At 65.3% G+C, this 18942-nt stretch carries 15 protein-coding genes; 14 read left to right on the top strand and 1 reads right to left on the bottom strand.

The genetic code is table 11. The features are described 5' to 3' along the window. From ftsW to nrdR, 14 genes are all read left to right on the top strand, one after another. Positions 1 to 1563, top strand: a complete 1563-nt coding sequence (ftsW, locus tag AC239G_RS11130) for a putative lipid II flippase FtsW (protein ID WP_487488849.1) — start codon at positions 1 to 3, stop codon at positions 1561 to 1563. 1 nt (position 1564) lies between these two features. Beyond that, on the top strand, positions 1565 to 2665 hold the full coding sequence (locus AC239G_RS11125; protein WP_487488848.1) for a UDP-N-acetylglucosamine--N-acetylmuramyl-(pentapeptide) pyrophosphoryl-undecaprenol N-acetylglucosamine transferase: 1101 nt from the start codon (positions 1565 to 1567) through the stop codon (positions 2663 to 2665). A gap of 2 nt (positions 2666 to 2667) precedes the next feature. Then, positions 2668 to 4083, top strand: a complete 1416-nt coding sequence (gene murC / locus AC239G_RS11120) for a UDP-N-acetylmuramate--L-alanine ligase (RefSeq protein ID WP_259358844.1) — start codon at positions 2668 to 2670, stop codon at positions 4081 to 4083. A gap of 5 nt (positions 4084 to 4088) precedes the next feature. Further along, positions 4089 to 4844 carry a cell division protein FtsQ/DivIB gene (locus AC239G_RS11115; RefSeq protein ID WP_139469769.1) on the top strand — a complete coding sequence of 252 codons (756 nt, stop codon included), beginning with the start codon at positions 4089 to 4091 and terminating at the stop codon, positions 4842 to 4844. Positions 4845 to 5114: 270 nt separating this feature from the next. Continuing rightward, positions 5115 to 6302 carry a cell division protein FtsZ gene (gene ftsZ, locus AC239G_RS11110; RefSeq protein WP_139469770.1) on the top strand — a complete coding sequence of 396 codons (1188 nt, stop codon included), beginning with the start codon at positions 5115 to 5117 and terminating at the stop codon, positions 6300 to 6302. Between the two features lies 1 nt (position 6303). Further along, positions 6304 to 7062 carry a peptidoglycan editing factor PgeF gene (gene pgeF / locus AC239G_RS11105; protein WP_420096075.1) on the top strand — a complete coding sequence of 253 codons (759 nt, stop codon included), beginning with the start codon at positions 6304 to 6306 and terminating at the stop codon, positions 7060 to 7062. A 78-nt stretch (positions 7063 to 7140) separates the two neighbouring features. Beyond that, positions 7141 to 7659, top strand: a complete 519-nt coding sequence (locus AC239G_RS11100; RefSeq protein WP_487488847.1) for a cell division protein SepF — start codon at positions 7141 to 7143, stop codon at positions 7657 to 7659. A gap of 93 nt (positions 7660 to 7752) precedes the next feature. After that, positions 7753 to 8052, top strand: a complete 300-nt coding sequence (locus AC239G_RS11095; protein ID WP_101546294.1) for a YggT family protein — start codon at positions 7753 to 7755, stop codon at positions 8050 to 8052. A gap of 304 nt (positions 8053 to 8356) precedes the next feature. Continuing rightward, positions 8357 to 9160: a DivIVA domain-containing protein gene (locus AC239G_RS11090; protein WP_172169991.1), complete on the top strand. Its 804-nt coding sequence runs from the start codon at positions 8357 to 8359 to the stop codon at positions 9158 to 9160. Positions 9161 to 9284: 124 nt separating this feature from the next. Then, positions 9285 to 9821 (top strand): signal peptidase II, encoded by a 537-nt coding sequence (locus AC239G_RS11085; RefSeq protein ID WP_139469774.1) that lies wholly within the window; start codon positions 9285 to 9287, stop codon positions 9819 to 9821. Continuing rightward, on the top strand, positions 9814 to 10737 hold the full coding sequence (locus AC239G_RS11080) for an RluA family pseudouridine synthase (RefSeq protein ID WP_139469775.1): 924 nt from the start codon (positions 9814 to 9816) through the stop codon (positions 10735 to 10737). Before AC239G_RS11085 ends, AC239G_RS11080 begins: the two co-directional genes overlap by 8 nt. 238 nt (positions 10738 to 10975) lie before the next feature. Continuing rightward, the gene (dnaE, locus tag AC239G_RS11075; RefSeq protein ID WP_216656940.1) at positions 10976 to 14485 is read left to right on the top strand and encodes a DNA polymerase III subunit alpha; all 3510 of its coding nucleotides are present in this window, start codon (positions 10976 to 10978) and stop codon (positions 14483 to 14485) included. A 72-nt stretch (positions 14486 to 14557) separates the two neighbouring features. Beyond that, a complete protein-coding gene (gene hisD / locus AC239G_RS11070; protein WP_487488846.1) occupies positions 14558 to 15868 on the top strand; it encodes a histidinol dehydrogenase in 1311 nt (436 codons plus the stop codon). A 2-nt stretch (positions 15869 to 15870) separates the two neighbouring features. Continuing rightward, positions 15871 to 16368, top strand: a complete 498-nt coding sequence (gene nrdR, locus AC239G_RS11065; RefSeq protein WP_025777954.1) for a transcriptional regulator NrdR — start codon at positions 15871 to 15873, stop codon at positions 16366 to 16368. A gap of 257 nt (positions 16369 to 16625) precedes the next feature. Here nrdR and AC239G_RS11060 read toward each other — a convergent pair whose 3' ends face one another. Next, a complete protein-coding gene (locus AC239G_RS11060; protein WP_487488845.1) occupies positions 16626 to 18857 on the bottom strand; it encodes a HelD family protein in 2232 nt (743 codons plus the stop codon). Positions 18858 to 18942 lie beyond the last annotated feature (85 nt).

Below are 18942 nucleotides of genomic sequence, written 5' to 3'. Positions count from 1 at the left end.
ATGGGACGGCAGACCACCGCGAAGGCGGATGAACGCCGCCGCCGCAAGCTGGCGAGGACGTCTGTCTCCGCATCCGCTCCGACGACGTCGACCACGTCACGGTCGACGACCGGGCGGCAGCAGACGGGGGTCAAGACCGCACCGAAGGCGCGAAACGCGAAGTCTGCCGGCACAGCGTCTGCCGCGAAGACAGCGCCGACGACGACCGCAGGCAGGCGCTCGTCAGGAACCGGCAGGTCGGCATCTGCCGCACGCGACTCCAGACCGAAGGCGGGGGCGGCGAAGAAGCCTGCGAAGGCCGCGGGGAAGAACAAGACCGCCTCGGTGCTCAAGAAGGCATGGATCCATCTGCGCGATGACATCTCCAGCCTCTCCGCGCACCCGCTGACGACCTACTTCCTCATCCTCGCCTCCGTCGTCCTGCTCACAGGACTCGGCCTGGTCATGGTGCTCTCCGCCTCATCGATCACTTCCTACGACGGGGGAGCCGGCTCCTCATTCGCCTACTTCAACAAGCAGGCGATGTTCGCCGGGGTCGGCCTCGTCCTCATGTACATCGCGAGCCGGATGCCGCTGCAGTTCTGGAAGCGGATCGCATGGTTCGCCATCATCGGCGGACTCCTCATGCAGGCGGCGGTCTTCGTCCCCGGACTCGGCAAAGAGACGAAGGGCAATGCGAACTGGATCGGGTTCGGCGGATTCCAGATCCAGCCCTCGGAGTTCCTCAAGGTCGCCCTCGCCCTGTGGCTCGGCTTCATCCTCGCCCAGAAGGCCGGGAAGATGACCACCTTCGGCCACGCCATGATTCCCGTCGTGCCCGGAGTCCTCGGCGCCGCCGGACTCGTCGTGGCCGGCAACGACCTCGGCACCGGCCTGGTCATCATGGCCATGGCCGTCGTCTGCCTGTTCGTCGGCGGATTCCCGATGAAGTACTTCATCCTCCTGGGCGGCGTGCTCGCCGCGGCGGTCACCTTCTTCGTCCTCAGCTCCCAGAACCGTCTTGACCGCATCCAGGCGATGCTCACCGGTCACGCGGACCAGAGCGCTGCAGACACCATGGGCCAAGCCTGGCAGTCCAACCACGGACTGTTCTCGCTGGCCTCCGGCGGATGGTTGGGGGTCGGGCTCGGCGCCAGCCGTGAGAAATGGTCCTGGCTGCCCGAAGCCCACAACGACTTCATCTTCGCCATCATCGGAGAGGAGCTGGGCCTCGTCGGCACCCTCGTCGTCATTCTCATCTTCGCCGTCCTCGGCTTCGCCATGGTCCGCGTGGTGATGCGTTCGAACAGTCTCATGGTCCAGGTCGCCACTGCCGGCTTCTTCGCCCTCATCATCGGGCAGGCCGGAATCAACATCGGCGTCGTCACCGGACTGCTGCCGGTCATCGGTCTGCCGCTGCCGTTCGTGTCCTACGGCGGCTCCTCGATCATCGCCTCACTCCTCGCAGTGGGAGTGGTGCTGTCGTTCGCTCGCACCGAACCGGGCGCCGAGGCGGCCATCGCCGCCAACAAGGAACGTCTGCGATCCTCACTCGCCGTGCTTGCCCGCAAGAAAAGGAAATGAGATGACGAGTATCCTCCTCGCCGGTGGAGGCACCACCGGCCATATCTCGCCGATGCTGGCGATCGGCCGTGAGCTGCGCCGGCAGCACCCCGACTGGGATGTCGTGGCGTTGGGCACCCCCGACGGACTCGAAGCCGAAATCGTACCGCGCGCCGGGTTCGAACTGCTCACCATCGACAAGGTGCCCATGCCGCGGTCGATCAGTCCCGCCCTGCTGAAATTCCCGGGACGCTTCCGCGGCAACATCTCCGCCGTCAAGCAGATCATCGCCTCCCGCAGCATCGACGCCGTCGTCGGGGTCGGCGGCTACGTCTGCCCGCCGGCCTTCCTCGCCGCCAAACAGGCGAAGATCCCACTGATCGTCCACGAAGCCAATGCGAAGCCGGGAATGGCCAACCGCCTCGGCGCCCGACTGACCACCACCGGGCGCGTCGGGATCACCTTCCCGGACACCGAGCTGCGGAATTCTATCCTCGTCGGCATGCCCATGCCCACCGAGATCACGGATCTCGACCGCAGCGACGCGGGACAGCGCGCGGGGTTCCGTGCCGATCTCGGGCTGCGCGACGACCGTCCGGTCCTCGTCGTGACCGGCGGTTCCTCCGGTGCGCAGAAGATCAACGAGGCGTTCCTGGCCACCGCGACCGCGTGTCAGGAGGCCGGCGTCCAAGTCCTCCATATCACGGGGGCCGGAAAGGGCGAGGCCCTGCGGGAGGCGGCGGCCGAGCTGCCCGACTACCACGTCGTGGACTACGTCGACGGAATGCATCGGGCCTATGCGGTCGCCGATCTGCTCGTCGCCCGCTCCGGTGCCGCCACGGTCTCCGAAGCCACGGTCGCCGGAGTCCCGGCGGTCTACGTGCCGCTGGCCATCGGCAACGGCGAACAGCGCCTCAACGCCTCCGGAAGCGTCTCGGCCGGTGCCTCACTCATGGTCGACAATGCCGAATTCTCACCGTCGACGGTCGTCGACACCATTCTGCCGCTGCTGGCCGACGGACCCCGTCTGACGCAGATGAGCCTTGCGGCACTGCATCTCAACTACCCCACCGATGCCGCGGCCCGCATGGCCGCCATCGTCAACCGCGCGCTGGAAGGCTGACCATGACCTCTGCGAACACGAGCCCCGCGAACATCGTTCCCGTCGGTGAACTCGGGGCTGTCCACTTCATCGGCATCGGCGGATCGGGAATGTCCGGAATCGCCCGGATCATGGTCATGAACGGAGTCACCGTCTCCGGTTCGGACGCGAAGGAATCCAACGTCGTCGACGTTCTCCGGACTCTGGGAGCAACGGTCACGATCGGGCATTCGGCCGACAACCTCGGCGAGGCCGATACTCTCGTCATCTCATCGGCCATCCGCAAGGACAACCCTGAACTCGTCGAAGCACAGCGCCGGGGACTGCGCATCCTCCACCGGTCCGGAGCGCTCGCTTCGCTCATGGTCGACCGGCGGGCCGTGGCCGTGGCGGGCACCCACGGGAAGACCACGACCACGTCGATGACCACCGTGGCGCTGCAGGCCTGTGGAGTCGACCCGTCCTTCGTCATCGGGGGAGTGCTGTCGACGACGGGCACGAACGCCCATCTGGGCACTGGAGACGTCTTCGTCGCCGAAGCAGACGAATCCGACGGGTCGTTCCTCCTCTACGAACCGGCCATCGGCATCCTCACGAACGTCGAAGCCGACCACCTCGATCACTACGGCACCCCGGAGAAGGTGCGCGAAGCCTTCATCGAGTTCTGCGACGGCATCCAGACCCGAGGTGGAACGATCATCGCCTGCGCCGACGACCCCGGCTCCCACGACGTCGCCCTGCACTCCCGCAGTCAGGGAGCCGACGTCGTCCTCTATGGCACGTCCGAGGATGCCGATATCGTGCTGCGTGACCTCGACTCCGGAATCGGCTCGAGCTTCGTCCTCGACCTGCCCGGCCGGGACGGCGAGCTGCGAGTCGAACTGCGGCAGCCGGGGATGCACAATGCACTCAACGCCACCGCCGCCATCGCCGTGGCGCACAGCCTCGGCGCAGATGTCGAACGTGCGGCCACGGGTCTCGCCGGCTACGGAGGCACCCGCCGCCGCTTCGAAGAACGCGGAATCGCCGCCGGCGTGCGCGTCATCGACGACTACGCCCATCACCCGACCGAGGTGCGCGCGGTGCTCAGCGCCGCCCGCGGGGTCGTCACCGACGGGGGACGGGTCTGGGCCGTCTTCCAACCCCACCTGTACTCGCGGACGATGGAATTCCGGGAGGAATTCGGACAGGCCCTCGGTCTGGCCGATGAGGTCGTCGTCCTCGACGTCTTCCCTGCGCGCGAAGATCCCGTGCCCGGAGTCACCGGCGCGCTCATCGCCGACCGTGTCCCGCACGAGAACGTGACCTTCCTGGAGTCCTTCGCCGAGGCGGTCCCCTTCGTCGCGGCTCGCGTGAAGCCAGGCGATCTCGTGCTCACTGTCGGTGCCGGTGACGTGACCATCCTCGGGCCCGAGCTGCTGAGCGCGTTGGAGGGCTGACGCCCATGGTGCCGCTTCCCCCGGCTCAGGCCGGTGACAACTCCACCGCGGACCTCACCGGAGTCATTCGGGCCCGCCGCCTCAAGACCTGGCGTCGACGCCTCATCGGCATCGGCATCGTGGCCGCCCTCATCGCGCTCGTCGCCGTCGCCTGGTTCTCGCCCCTGTTGTCCCTGCAGAAGGTGCAGGTGAGCGGCAGTCGACTGCTCAACACCGATGAGGTCAGCAATTCCGTGCTCGACGACCAGGGCGGCCGACCGCTTCCGCAGGTGCGTCCCGGTCGCGTCGAGGACGCCGTGCTGGAGGAATTCCCGAAAGCCGAGGCGGCTTCCGTCCACTACGCGGGTCCCAGGTCGCTGAAGATCGAGATCACCGACCGCACCCCCGTCATCGCCATCAGAGGCGAATCCGGCTATCGCCTCTACGACTCCGAAGCCGTCGACCTCGGCACGGTCGACACGGCACCGAAGAAGCTCACGGTGCTCAGCGGCGGAGGACACCAGCCGGACAGAGAGACCGTCTCCGCGGTCATTCGCTTCATGGGCGAACTGCGACCGGAGCTGAGGCGTCAGCTGGTGACGATCGAGGCCAAGGACGCAATGAGCCTCAAGGGACGCCTCGACACCGGAAAGCAGAAGGCCACGGTCGTCTTCGGCGATTCCTCGGACTCCAGCCTCAAGGTGCGCACCGCCGCCCAGCTGGCCGCCGAGGGCCGCACCGAGATCGATGTCTCCGTGCCCTCGGTGCCCGTGACCGACTGAGTCCCGCCCGGCCGGTCGTCGGTCCGAGCCGGTGTCGAACACTTCGCCGCGGCCGCCCCGGGCCTCCGTGAGCTGCCCCGTATGGGCCAGTCGCTGCGATTGCCTCCGTTTGGCCCCGACACACCGGGTGTGAAGTTTGGCCGAACCCCGACACTCCGGCGAGAATGGTTGCAGTGAGATTGCCCCGCCCAATAGCCTCAGGGCAGAGAACACAGACCGAATGCGCACGCAGACCCTGCGGAGCGCAAGCGCTTGAGACGAGGAACCGACTTGGCTGAATTCCCACAATCCGGAGCGGACATCAAAGTTGCCGGAACCGGCGGCGGCGGTGTCAACGCTGTACAGAGGATGATCGACGTCGGCCTGCGCGGCGTGGAGTTCATCGCGATCAACACCGACGCCCAGGCTCTCGTCCTCTCCGACGCCGATGTCAAGCTCGAGATCGGCCGCGACCAGACCCGAGGCCTCGGCGCCGGCGCAGACCCGGAGATCGGCAAGAAGGCCGCCGAATCCTCCGAAGACGCCATCCGCGACGCTCTCGAGGGCGCGGACATGGTCTTCGTCACCGCCGGCGAAGGCGGCGGCACGGGAACCGGTGCCGCCCCGGTCGTGGCCCGCGTGGCCCGGTCGCTCGGCGCTCTGACCATCGGCGTCGTGACCCGCCCCTTCACCTTCGAGGGACGCCGTCGTTCCGCGCAGGCGGAAGCCGGCATCGCGGCGCTGCGCGAAGAGGTCGACACCCTTATCGTCATCCCCAACGACCGTCTGCTCTCGATCTCCGATCGCAGCGTCTCCGTCGTCGAAGCATTCCGCTCCGCCGATGAGGTGCTGCGCTCCGGTGTCCAGGGCATCACCGACCTCATCTCGGTCCCGGGTCTGATCAACCTCGACTTCGCCGACGTCAAGTCGGTCATGCAGGATGCCGGGACCGCGCTCATGGGCATCGGTGCGGCAACCGGCGACGACCGTGCCGTGCAGGCGGCCGAATCCGCGATCGCGTCCCCGCTGCTGGAAGCCAGCATCGACGGCGCCCACGGAGTGCTCTTCTGCATCACCGGCGGCGGCGACCTCGGACTCTTCGAGGTCAACGAGGCCGCACGCCTGGTCCAGGAGGCCGCGCACCCCGAGGCGAACATCATCTTCGGCGCCGTCATCGATGACAACATCGGCGACGAATGCCGAGTGACCGTCATCGCCGCCGGATTCGACAACACCTCCCCGAACGCGGAGGTCGCCGGATCCGACCAGATCCCCGCGCCGATTCCGGCCGCCGCTCCGGCCGAGACCGAGTCCGAGTCGCCCGTCATCGCCGAATCCGAGCCCGAGGCCCCCGAAGCCGACGAGCCTGCACCTGCGCCGCGCCGCAGCGAGGAACACCAGATTCCCGCTTCGCTGCCGGGCGAACGCAGCAGCTCGAACTTCGACTCCGACCTCGATATCCCGGACTTCCTCAAGTAATATGCTGCGCTCGAGGTTCGTCATCCCGGGCGGGCGCACCGCCCACATCGCCTTCACCGACCGGCACGGCGGATACTCGAGCGGGGACTTCTCCTCGTTCAACCTCGCCCGCCACGTCGGAGACGATGACGAACTCGTCGCAGCCAACCGAGCCGCTCTCGCTCAGGTCATCGGCCTGAGCGGCGAGCGGCTCTCGTTCGTCTCCCAGGTCCACGGCACCGATGTGCACATCATCGGCGACGAAACACAGCTGCGGCAGACTCCGGTGGAGGCCGACGCCCAACTGACGACCGTCCCGGGACTCGGATTGGCGATCATGGTCGCCGACTGCACCCCTGTCATGCTCGCCGATGCCGACGCCGGTGTCATCGCCGCCGTCCACGCGGGCCGCCCGGGAATGGCCGCAGGAATCGTCGGCAGAACAGTGGCCGCGATGCACGACGCCGGTGCACGGGACATCCACGCGGTCATCGGTCCCTCGGTGTGTCCGCGCTGCTACGAAGTCCCAGCCGCGCTGAGGAGCGAGGTCGCGGCGATCGAGCCGACAGCCGCCTCGGTGTCGGTGACCGGAACACCGGCACTCGACGTCGCCGGGGCCGTGGCCGAACAGCTGCGCCGGAACGATGTGACCATCGATCATTTCTCGCGCACCTGCACGAAGGAATCCGAGGACCTCTTCTCCTACCGCAGGCAGAAGCGCACGGGCCGTTTCGCAGGGATCATCTGGCTGCAGGAAGAAAACACCGCGACACACCCATAGGACTCACCGGCCCAGATGCTCGCGTGCGATAGTTTGGGCGACAGGTGAGCAAGTGCCGAAGTCCGAGGAGCTTTAGACATGTCAGCAATCAAGAAGACGCTGGAATACCTGGGTTTCGTCGAAGAAGAGGACGAGACCACCCAGCACACCGACCGTCGTGAACCCGCCCGCCGGGATCGCGAGGTCGTCGAGACCTTCGACGAGGACGACCAGTACGACGAACCGACCGCAGCCGAGGAGCGGACTCCGGCTCCGGTGACACCGATCCACCCGTCACCGATCCGTCCCGTAGACACCCCGGCGCCAGGAACCCCAATGAACCGCATCAGGACCATCCACCCCCGCAGCTACAACGACGCCATGGTCATCGGTGCCGCCTTCCGTGAGGGCACCCCTGTGATCATGAACCTCTCGGAGATGGACGAGAACAACTCCAAGCGCCTCGTCGACTTCTCCGCCGGTCTCATCTTCGGCCTCCACGGGTCGATCGAGCGCGTGACGAACAAGGTCTTCCTGCTCACCCCCGAGAACATCGAAGTCGCCGGCGAGAGCGAAGCCGATTCGGATACTCAGGCCAGCTTCTTCAACCAGAGCTGAGTGGGCCGGAGAAGCTCTCAACTCGTCCTCAGCTGGAGCCGATAGGCTGAAGACTCAGAACTCAAGCAACAACGAAAGGCGCGGGGGACCCACGTGGCCATCATCTTCTACATCCTCGGGACTGCACTGAGCCTCTACGTCTACGTGCTCCTGGCGCGAGTCGTGCTCGATCTGGTCCAGGTGTTCTCCCGCGATTGGAGGCCCACGGGCTTCCTCCTCGTCCTCGCCGAGATCGTGTACACACTCACCGATCCGCCCCTGAAGCTGCTGCGCAAGATCATTCCGCCGCTGCGGCTGGGACAGGTCTCGCTCGACCTGGGATTCATCGTCCTGCTCATCGGCATCCAGATCATCGCGTCGGTGTTCTTCAACCTTTCGCACACCTCCGCCTGATACCCGCCATCGCAGTGTTCTCCGCCGAAGAACCACTGTGAATGGATATGGGGAACGGCGTGAAGAATGTGCCGGTCGATGAAGGGTATTCGATTGATCGAATACCGGATAAATGGTGAATATGCTCACCGGAATTGGCTGTCAGTGTGCTCGAGTTGTTAGCCTCGAACGCGGAAAACTTCGTCATTGAATGCGAGACACGCCATTACTGCGGGACAAAACTGCAGGTGTTACGCTAATGTGACGTTGAAGCCGTCCTTCTGGGCGGCAGCGTAATGAATGTAGATCGACCGAAGGTGACCTCATGGCGCTCACGCCTGAAGACGTAGTAAACAAGCGGTTCCAGCATGTGAAGTTCCGCGACGGGTACGACCAGGACGAAGTCGACGATTTCCTTGATGAGGTCGTCGTTGAGATTCGCCGTCTCTACCAGGAGAACGACGAACTGCGTCAGAAGCTCTCCACCGCCGAACAGCGCGTGAAGGAACTCGAAGCCGGCGGCGCCTCCGCTGCACCGGCACAGGACATCGACGCCACTCAGGCGATGCCCGCCGCCGTTCCTGCTCCCGAAGAGAAGGAAGAGGCTCCGGCTCCGGCCGAGGCACCTGCCGCTCCGGCACCGGTCGAAGAGACCCCGGCCCCGGTCGTCAAGGAAGCCGCTCCCGCTCCGCAGGACAACTCCGCCGCACCAGCGATGACCGCCGGTGCCGCCGGTGGAGCTGCGGGTGCCGGTCTCGGTGCTGCCGCGGTCGGCGGCGACGGAGACGCTCATGGTCTCATCGCTCTGGCTCAGCGCGTCCACGACGAGCATGTTGCCGAAGGTGAGCGCAAGCGCGACGAGCTCATCAAGGGCGCCGAGAAGGAAGCCGCCGACATCGTCGGCAAGGCCGAGTCCAAGCGCGACGAAACTCTGTCGACCCTCGAATCGCAGAAGTCGACCCTCGAGCGCTCCATCGACCAGCTCTCGAACTTCGAGCGCCAGTACCGCACTCGACTCAAGAGCTACCTCAACGATCAGCTGCGTGACCTCGAGAACTCCACGAGCCTGGCTCCGGAGACCCTCGACGGAAACGGCCCACTGGGCGGTTCCTCGAACCACAAGCTCTGATCTCAGCGCATCACCGACCGAGGTCCGGGAACTCCGCGGAGTACCCGGGCCTCCGTCGTGTCCGCACACTGCACCGTCGTGCGGGTGAATCCCGCGGTCTCGGCGGTGGTCTAGAATGAACCAAATGAACGATCCTGCCTCACGGGTGAAACGACCTCGCGCCGCCATGATGGCCCTGCTGTTCACAATCGCGGCAGTCGTGCTCGTGATCGATCAGTTCACCAAATTCCTCGCCGTCAGTCTCCTCGAAGACCAGCCTCCGGTGCCTGTGATCGGATCGCTGGCCGGATTCACCTTCTACCGCAATCCCGGAGCCGCCCTCGGCCTCGGCTCGAGCGTGACGTGGATCTTCCCGATCATCGCCATCGGCGTCTTCGTCGCGATCCTCGTGATCTCGCGCAAACTCGGCTCGAGAGCATGGGCGATCGGTCTCGGTCTGCTCTTGGGCGGACTCTTCGGCAACCTCGTCGACAGGCTCTTCCGCGAACCCGCATTCCTGCACGGAGCCGTCGTCGACTTCATCGATCTGTCGCTGTTCATCTGCAATGTCGCGGACATCGCGATCTCCGCTGCCGCGGTGACCTTGGTCATCGTCAGTCTCAGAGGCATCGACATCGACGGATCGGACTCCACCCGCGTGAAAGAGGACTCTCATGACTGAACGCTCCATCCTGGTCCCCGAGGGACTCGACGGTCAGCGCGTGGACGCTGCGATGTCGAAGCTGCTCGGCCTTTCCCGGACCGCCGCCGCCGATATCTGCGCCGACGGGGGAGTGGAGATGTCCGGGCGCCCCGTCATCAAGTCCGATCGCGTCATCGCCGGCGAACGGCTCGACATCATGATGCCCGAACCGAAGAAGCCCCTCGAGGTCGTGCCCGACCCCGTGCCGGGAATGCGCATCGTCCACGACGAGGACGCATTCGTCGTCGTCGACAAGCCCATCGGCGTGGCAGCACACCCGGCTCTCGGTTGGACCGGACGCACCGTCGTCGGCGGGCTCGCCGCCGCTGGATTCCGCATCGCGACTTCCGGCGCCCCCGAACGTCAGGGCATCGTGCAGCGACTGGACGTCGGAACCTCGGGGCTCATGGTCGTCGCGAAGAGCGAATACGCCTACAGCGTGCTCAAACGCGCCTTCAAGGAGCGCACTGTGGAGAAGACCTACCACGCGGTCGTGCAGGGACTGCCCGATCCGGTGCTCGGCACCATCGATGCCCCGATCGCCCGACACCCCAAGCACGACGGACTCTACGCAGTGCGCACCGAAGGCAAGAACGCGATCACCCACTACGAGGTGATCGAAGCCCACCGCCGTGCCGCACTCGTCGAGGTCCATCTGGAGACCGGACGCACCCACCAGATCCGCGTCCACTTCTCCGCCACCAAACACCCCTGCGTCGGCGACCTGCCCTACGGTGCCGATCCGGTGCTGGCGAAGGAACTCGGTCTGGAACGCCAATGGCTGCATGCCGTCAAGCTCGGCTTCCACCACCCCGACACACAGAAGTGGGTCGAATTCGAAAGCGGCTACCCCGAGGACCTGCAGACCGCTCTCGACCGCATCCGGCCGCACTGACGCCGCGGCCACGCGCTGGCGCTGTCCGACTGTGTCGGAACTGACTGCTGAGCGACGCGCTGACGGGACCTGCGCAATCCGGAGCCTCGTCGTGAAGTGCCCGGAACAACAGTCGCGGAAGCCGTCCCCGCGGGTGCCGATGGACTAAGCTGGAACGGCAACACCGGCAACTTCAGGAAGGCGGCGCCCAGTGCCGAACGAGGACTTCGTCCACCTCCACGTCCATACCGAATACTCCATGTTGGACGGTGCGGCCCGCCTCGCCGATCTGATGGCGGCGACGAAGGCATCGGGAATGTCTGCGATCGCCACGACCGACCACGGATACCTGTTCGGCGCCTTCGACTTCTGGTCGCAGGCGACGGCCGCCGGAATCAAACCCATCATCGGCGTCGAAGCCTATGTCACCCCCGGCACGGATCGTCGGGACAAGACCCGTGTGAAGTGGCGCACCGACGAATCGCAGAAGAGCGACGACCTCTCCGGCGGCGGTCTCTACACCCACATGACCCTGTTGTCTCGGAACAACACGGGCATGCGGAACCTGTTCAAGGCATCGTCGTATGCCTCCCTGGACTCGGTGACGGCGAAATGGCCCCGACTCGACCAGGATCTGCTCGAGAGCTACTCGGACGGACTCCTCGCCACCACTGGCTGCCCATCGGGTGAGGTGCAGGTGCGGCTGCGCCTGGGACAGTACGAAGAGGCCAAGGCGGCCGCCGGTAAATACCGTGAGATCTTCGGCAAGGACAACTACTACGTCGAACTCATGGACCACGGCCTGTCCATCGAGAAGCGGGTGACGAAGGACCTCATCCGGCTGTCGAAGGAACTCGACATTCCGCTGGTCGCCACAAACGACCTCCACTACACGCACGAATCGGATGCGAAGGCGCACGAGGCGCTGCTGGCCATCCAGTCCGGCTCCAAGCTCATCGAACCCACCTACGACCAGGGCGGTTCGCGATTCGCCTTCTCCGGTTCCGGCTACTACCTCAAGACCCCCGCAGAGATGCGGACTCTGTTCAAGGAATTCCCCGAAGCCTGCGACAACACCCTCGAAATCGCCGAGAAGTGCGAAGTCTCCTTCGACACCTCGGCGAACTACATGCCGAAGTTCCCGTGCCCTCCCGGTGAGGACGAGACCTCGTGGCTGATCAAGGAAGTCGCGAAGGGGCTCGACTACCGGTACCCGAACGGCGTTCCCGACGACGTCCGCCGGCAGGCCGACTACGAACTCGACATCATCATCTCGATGGGCTTCCCCGGCTACTTCCTCGTCGTCGCCGACTTCATCAACTGGTCGAAGGACAACGGCATCCGCGTCGGACCCGGCCGTGGTTCGGGAGCCGGCTCCATGGTCGCCTACGCCATGCGCATCACCGACCTCGATCCGCTGCAGCACGGGCTGTTCTTCGAGCGCTTCCTCAACCCGGACCGTGTGTCCATGCCCGACTTCGACGTCGATTTCGATGATCGTCGTCGCAGCGAGGTCATCGACTATGTGACCGAGAAGTACGGCGACGAGCGTGTGGCGATGATCGTCACCTACGGCACGATCAAGACGAAGATGGCGCTGAAGGATTCCGCGCGTGTGCTCGGCAAACCCTTCTCGATGGGTGAGCGCCTGACGAAGGCGCTGCCGCCTGCGGAGATGGCCAAGGACATTCCGCTCAAGGACATCGAGGACCCGGAGTCCAAGCGGTACAAGGAAGCCGGGGAGTTCCGCGAACTCGTCGACACCGATCCGGAGGCGAGGGAGACCTTCGAGACCGCGAAGGGCCTGGAAGGGCTGAAGCGTCAGTGGGGCGTCCACGCCGCCGGTGTCATCATGTCCTCGGACCCGATCATCGACGTCATCCCGATCATGCGTCGGTTCCAGGACGGTCAGGTCATCACCCAGTTCGACTACCCGACATCTGAGGGCCTCGGGCTCATCAAGATGGACTTCCTGGGCCTGCGGAACCTCACGATCATCTCCGACGCAGTGGAGAACATCAAAGCCAACCGGGATTTCGATCTCGACCTCGAGCACCTCGCCCTCGACGATCCGGCGGCGTACGAGCTGCTGACCCGCGGTGACACCCTCGGCGTGTTCCAGCTCGACGGCGGCGGTCTGCGTGCCCTACTGCGGATGATGAAGCCGGATAACTTCGAGGATATCTCCGCGACCCTGGCGCTCTACCGCCCCGGTCCGATGGGTGCGGATTCGCATACGAACTATGCCCTGCGCAAGAACGGTCTGCAGGAGGTCACCCCGATCCACCCGGAGCTCGAGGAGCCGCTCAAGGAGATCCTCGACACCACCTACGGCCTCATCATCTACCAGGAGCAGGTGATGGCGATCGCGCAGAAGGTCGCCGGCTATTCGCTGGGCCAGGCCGATATCCTCCGCCGCGCGATGGGCAAGAAGAAGAAGTCCGAGCTCGACAAGCAGCAGGTCGGCTTCTTCGGCGGAATGAAGGAACGCGGCTTCTCCGAAGCCGCCGCTCAAGCCCTGTGGGACATCCTGCTGCCGTTCTCGGACTACGCGTTCAACAAGGCGCACTCGGCCGCCTACGGCGTCGTGTCCTACTGGACCGCCTACCTCAAGGCGCACTACACGGCCGAATACATGGCGGCCCTGCTCACCTCGGTCGGTGACAACAAGGACAAGCTCGCGATCTACCTCAACGAGTGCCGTCGCCTCGGAATCACCGTGCTGCCTCCGGACGTCAACGAATCCGCCCTCCATTTCACCCCTGTCGGTACGGACATCCGCTTCGGCATGGGAGCGGTGCGCAACGTCGGCGCCCACGTCGTCGAGGGCATCGTCGAGGCCCGCGGAGAGAAGGGCTCCTACACCTCGTTCACGGACTTCCTCGACAAGGTGCCCAGCCATGTGTGCAACAAGCGCACGATCGAATCGCTCATCAAGGCCGGCGGCTTCGACTCGCTCGGCCACAGCCGCCGCTCACTCGTCGAAGTCCATGAGGAGGCCGTCGACTCGGTCATCGGCGTCAAGAGGCAGGAAGCCAACGGTCAGTTCGACCTCTTCGCCGGACTCGGCGGGGGAGACGACTCACCCGGATTCTCCGTGACAATTCCCGATCGTCCGGAGTGGGAGAAGAAGGAGAAGCTGTCCTTCGAGCGCGATATGATCGGCCTCTACGTCTCCGATCACCCGCTCAACGGACTCGAAGGAGTGCTGGCCGCCGAATCCGATGCCTCCATCGCCGAGGTGGTCGATCCGGAGTCGCACCGTCATGACGGATCCCAGATCAAGGTCTGCGGAATGATCACACAGGTCACCCGCAAGGTGTCGAAGAACTCTGGGCGCCCCTATGCGATCGTGACCTTGGAGGACCTCGAAGCAGAGATCGAAGTGATGTTCTTCGGCGACACCTACGAACCGGTGGCGAGCCTTTTGGCGACCGACCTTGTGATCTCCCTGACCGGTCGCATCCGCACCTCCGATGACCGTCCGACCTCGCTGATGGCTATGTCGATGACGATTCCTGATGTCACCGACCCCAACGATCGACCGCTCAACCTCATCATGCCGATGGAGAAGGCGACCGAGGAGATGGCGACGAAACTCAAGCAGATCCTCGAGTCCAACAAGGGCCAGACCGATGTCCACATCACTCTGTCCCAGCCGGGACGGCAGACGGTGATGCGCCTCGACAGGTCGATCCGGGTCGACCCGAACCCGAGCCTCTACGGAGACCTCAAGGCGCTGTTGGGATCCCGCTGTCTGAGCGTCTGAGGCGCGAACGCCGCGCCCGCCTCTCGTCCGCACTTCGGGCCGGAGGACAGCGGTGCTGCCGTGGAGACTAGAATGGTGCGGGTGAACATTCTGGACTTCCGTGGTGAGACCCTCAACAAGCGATTCCTGGCGCAGAAGCTGCCTCGGGCCGCCGAGACCCATGCCGATATCGAACGACGGGTGGCTGAACTCCTCGACACCGTCGCCGGTGGGGGAGCGGCCGCGGTGAAGGACTTCACCGAACGCTTCGACGGAGTGCGCCCCGAAACGCTGCGGGTACCGGAATCCGCGCTGGCCGAAGCTGCGGCAGAACTCGATCCCGCGGTCAGGGCCGCGCTCGAAGAATCGATCGCCCGATCCCGGAAGGTCGCCGCCGATCAGCGTCCCGTCGATGTCCGCACCGAACTGGCCTCCGGTGCCTTCGTCACTACCCGTCACCTGCCGGTCGAACGGGTCGGACTCTATGTGCCCGGCGGACTGGCCGTCTACCCGTCGACTGTGATCATGAACGTCGTGCCTGCACAGACGGCCGGAGCACGCTCGCTGGCGATCGCCAGCCCGCCGCAGAACAATGGTCTGCCGCACCCGATCGTGCTCGCCACCGCACACATCCTCGGCGTGGACGAGGTCTGGGCGATGGGCGGGGCACAGGCGATCGGTGCTCTGGCCTATGGCTTCGACGACGGTGAGGAACTCGAGCCCGTCGACCTCATCACCGGTCCCGGAAACGCCTATGTGGCTGCGGCGAAGTCGCTCGTCCGCTCCCGGGTCGGCATCGACGCAGTCGCCGGCCCCACAGAGATCATCATCCTCGCCGACGAACAGGCGGATCCGCGCTTCGTCGCCGCCGACCTCATCAGTCAGGCCGAACACGACGAACTGGCCGCCTCGGTGCTGGTCACCGACTCCGTCGATCTCGCCGAAGCGGTGCAGAAGGAGTTGGACGTGCAGGTGCCGGAGGCGATGCACACCGAGCGGATCGGGACGGCTCTGGCCGGACGGCAGTCGGCGATCGTGCTCGTCGACGACCTCGACGCCGGGATCACCGTCGTCAACGGCTATGCCGGTGAGCACGTCGAGGTCCACACGGTCGATGCGGAAGCGGTCGGGGCACGAATCACGAACGGGGGCGCGGTCTTCCTCGGCGATTGGGCCCCGGTGTCACTCGGTGACTACTGTGCCGGGTCGAACCACGTGCTGCCCACGATGGGCACCGCCGCGCACGGCTCCGGGCTGGGTGTGCACTCATTCATCAAGGTCAGCCAGGTCATCGACTATGACCGACAGGCACTGTCCGCGGTGGCAGAGCACATCGGTGTTCTCGCCGACGGCGAACAGCTGCCGGCCCACGGCCGGGCTGTCGACATCAGGTTCGAGGAGTAGAGATGCGCTGTCCGTTCTGCCGTGAGTCCGATTCTCGGGTCGTCGATTCGAGGACCAGCGAAGACGGCGCTGCGATCCGCCGGCGCCGGCAGTGCCGTCATTGCGGTCGCCGCTTCACCACGATGGAGGCCACGAGCCTGTCGGTGATCAAACGCTCCGGAGTCACCGAGGAATTCTCCCGTCAGAAGATCATGTCGGGTGTGCGCAAGGCCTGCCAGGGACGTCCGGTCAGCGACGATGATCTCGCGAAGCTCGCTCAGCGGGTGGAGGAGAATATCCGGTCGCGCGGAATCGCCGAGATCGACGCCGACGAGGTCGGACTGTCGATCCTCGAACCGCTGCGCGAACTCGACCAGGTCGCCTACCTGCGATTCGCCAGCGTCTACCAGGGATTCGACTCGCTCGAGGACTTCGAGGCAGCGATCGATTCGCTGCGCGCCGATGCGCTGCTGCAGTCCGGTCAGACTCGGGAACCCACCCCCGACGACTTCGCCGACTGAGCTGCTCGGGGACCCGGCCGACCGGATCCTGAGACTGCTGAGATTTCTGTCAGAAATCTTCGTTTCGAGTACCGCGGTACAGAAATAGTTGTGTAGTATTGAACGTGCGCGCTACGGCGCGCGGCCGCTTGCGGTTCGGAGGGGAAGCCGAACCCAAGCGGCCTTTCACATTCACCCCTCAATTACTACCTGACGGCGGCCCAGCAACCTCGCGCGAGGTTGCTGGGCCGCCGTCAGGTAGTAATAAGGGGTTTGGGTCAGCCGGCTTGGCGGATCGTTTCGGCGGAGAAGAGCTCGGTGAGTTCCGTCGATGCCGATGCCAGGACACGCAGACGTTCAGTCGTGCGGGTCAGCGCCACATAGAGGCCGCCGACGCCCTCCTCGCCGCCGAGCGGAGCGATGCGGCCGGGTTCGACGATGATCACCGCATCGAACTCGAGGCCTTTGGCCTGCTGCGGGGTGATGAGGGCGATCTGATGATCCAAGCCCGTGACCGACCGCCCGAAATCGAAGTCCGCGATCGCCTCGGCGATGGGCTCGATGAGTTCCTCATCAGCGATGACGGCGATCTTCCCACCTTCGGCGGCGGACACCTCGGCCGCGACCGCCTCGGGGAGGGCGCCCAGCATCTCCGATTCGTCGGCGAAGGTATCCAGGCGCGGATCCGATCCTCCCTGGCGCACCGATTCGACGAGCTCGAGCTGCGGGAAATGCCGGTGCAGGTAGCGGTTGGCCAGATCCATCACCGACTGCGGGGTGCGGTAGGAGACCGTGAGCACCTGGAGGGCGAAACGATCTCCGACGAATTCGCTCAGGATCGATGACCAGGTGCGGGCGTTGTCGACCTGCGAGGACTGGGCGAGGTCACCGACGACCGTGGCCGACTTCGACGGCACGCGACGGAAGAGCACCCGCCACTGCATGGGAGAGAGCTCCTGCGCCTCATCGACGACGAGGTGGCCGTACGTCCACTCGCGGTCCTCGAGAGCGCGTTCGGCCAGCGTCATCGTCGGTCCCTGTTCCTCCCAGCGGGCAGCGAGGGTCTCGGCGGAGACCATCCCTCCGGTCTCGGTCATGTCGACGACGGCTTCGGCGTATTCGCGTGCCGAGTCATCCCGCGCCTGCGTCTGCTGCGGGGCGGAACCGAGCAGCTCGGCCAACTCGTCGAGCAGCGGCACATCGTCGACCGTGAACTCATCCCGACGCTGCTCAAGCAGCATCGACTGCTCGGCAGGAGTGAGGACCTTGCGGGCAGCGGCCTGCAGCTTGTGCGGCCTGCCCAGCAGAGACCGCAGCGCGGCGGCCGGGCCGATGGGGAACCATGCGAGGTTGAGGGCGCGTCGGACGTCGACGGAGGAGCGCAGGTCTTCGAGCAGCTCGGGCAGCCGTTCGCCGGCCGCATCCATCCCCATCTCACGGGCGAGATCCTCGGCGAGGATCTTCAGCAGACCGGTGACGAAACCGGTGCGGGCGGCATTGTGCGGGTCCCCGCTGCGACGAGCCCGATCGCGCGCGGACTGAACGTCCTTGCGACGCAGCACGATCGTGTGCGAACGCACCCGCATCTCGACATCGTGGTCGGGAATGCGCTGGTAGTTCGCAACATGGTTCTTCAGCACCCGAGCCATGACGGAGCGGCCCTTGATCTCGGCGACAGCCGGTGCATCTGCGGCATCCGTATCGAGTCCCGGATACAGCTGACCGGGAGTGAGCAGAACGGCCCCGGTTTCGCCGAGGCTGGGCAGAACCTTCTCGATGTACTTGAGGAACACAGTCGACGGGCCGACGAGGAGGACACCGGACTTCGCGATGCGCTCACGGTGACGGTAGAGCAGGAAAGCGGCACGGTGGAGCGCGACGGCGGTCTTGCCGGTTCCCGGCCCTCCCTGGACGACGAGCACGCCGGAGAGCGGACGGCGGATGATCGCATCCTGCTCGGCCTGGATGGTTGCGACGATATCGCCCATCCGTCCGGTGCGATGAGTGCTGAGGGCGGCGAGGAGTGCGCCTTCGCCCTGGAGATTCGACCGCTGAGCGTCATCGAGTGCGTCGATGTCGAGCACATCGTCTTCGATGCCGGTGACCTTCCGGTTCGCGGTGACGAGGTGACGTCGGCGGGCGATCCCGTCGGGGTTGGCGGCCGTCGACTGATAGAAGCGCTCGGCAGCCGGTGCCCTCCAGTCGATGAGGATCTGCTGACGCTGTTCGTCGGTGAGTCCGATGCGACCGATGTAGGTGGGGTCGTCTTCGTCGATGATGTCGAGGCGACCGAAGCACAGCCCCTCCTCGGCGCCGTCGAGACGGATGAGCTGATCTTCGTACATTGTCGCGAAGGCATCGCGTTCGGTGCGGTGCTGGTGGTTGCCTCCGACCTCGGAGACCCTCACCGTGCCCAGGCGGGCCGTCGTCTCCTCCCGGAGCTCATCGAGGCGGGCATAGAGCTCGTCGAGCTTGGTCTGCTCGACACGAATTTCTGAAGTTTCGGTCATCTCACCTTCTTGGGTCGGCATTCAATTATGCCGAACTTTCCCCGGTGTCTGTAGTCGCATCGTCATTTCGGACCGGGGCGTACCT

Source organism: Brevibacterium sp. Lmc1 (genome assembly GCF_057654315.1).
This window is presented reverse-complemented; position numbering and strand designations above follow the sequence as displayed.

Excerpts from the sequence above, each read along its gene's own strand:
- AC239G_RS11125 (WP_487488848.1), top strand. The coding sequence starts at position 1,565 with ATGACGAGTATCCTCCTCGCCGGTGGAGGCACCACCGGCCATATCTCG.
- ftsW (WP_487488849.1), top strand. The coding sequence starts at position 1 with ATGGGACGGCAGACCACCGCGAAGGCGGATGAACGCCGCCGCCGCAAG.
- AC239G_RS11100 (WP_487488847.1), top strand. The coding sequence starts at position 7,141 with ATGTCAGCAATCAAGAAGACGCTGGAATACCTGGGTTTCGTCGAAGAA.
- AC239G_RS11115 (WP_139469769.1), top strand. The coding sequence starts at position 4,089 with ATGGTGCCGCTTCCCCCGGCTCAGGCCGGTGACAACTCCACCGCGGAC.
- AC239G_RS11090 (WP_172169991.1), top strand. The coding sequence starts at position 8,357 with ATGGCGCTCACGCCTGAAGACGTAGTAAACAAGCGGTTCCAGCATGTG.
- AC239G_RS11060 (WP_487488845.1), bottom strand. The coding sequence starts at position 18,857 with ATGACCGAAACTTCAGAAATTCGTGTCGAGCAGACCAAGCTCGACGAG.
- AC239G_RS11085 (WP_139469774.1), top strand. The coding sequence starts at position 9,285 with ATGAACGATCCTGCCTCACGGGTGAAACGACCTCGCGCCGCCATGATG.
- murC (WP_259358844.1), top strand. The coding sequence starts at position 2,668 with ATGACCTCTGCGAACACGAGCCCCGCGAACATCGTTCCCGTCGGTGAA.
- AC239G_RS11080 (WP_139469775.1), top strand. The coding sequence starts at position 9,814 with ATGACTGAACGCTCCATCCTGGTCCCCGAGGGACTCGACGGTCAGCGC.
- nrdR (WP_025777954.1), top strand. The coding sequence starts at position 15,871 with ATGCGCTGTCCGTTCTGCCGTGAGTCCGATTCTCGGGTCGTCGATTCG.
- hisD (WP_487488846.1), top strand. The coding sequence starts at position 14,558 with ATGGTGCGGGTGAACATTCTGGACTTCCGTGGTGAGACCCTCAACAAG.
- dnaE (WP_216656940.1), top strand. The coding sequence starts at position 10,976 with ATGTTGGACGGTGCGGCCCGCCTCGCCGATCTGATGGCGGCGACGAAG.
- pgeF (WP_420096075.1), top strand. The coding sequence starts at position 6,304 with ATGCTGCGCTCGAGGTTCGTCATCCCGGGCGGGCGCACCGCCCACATC.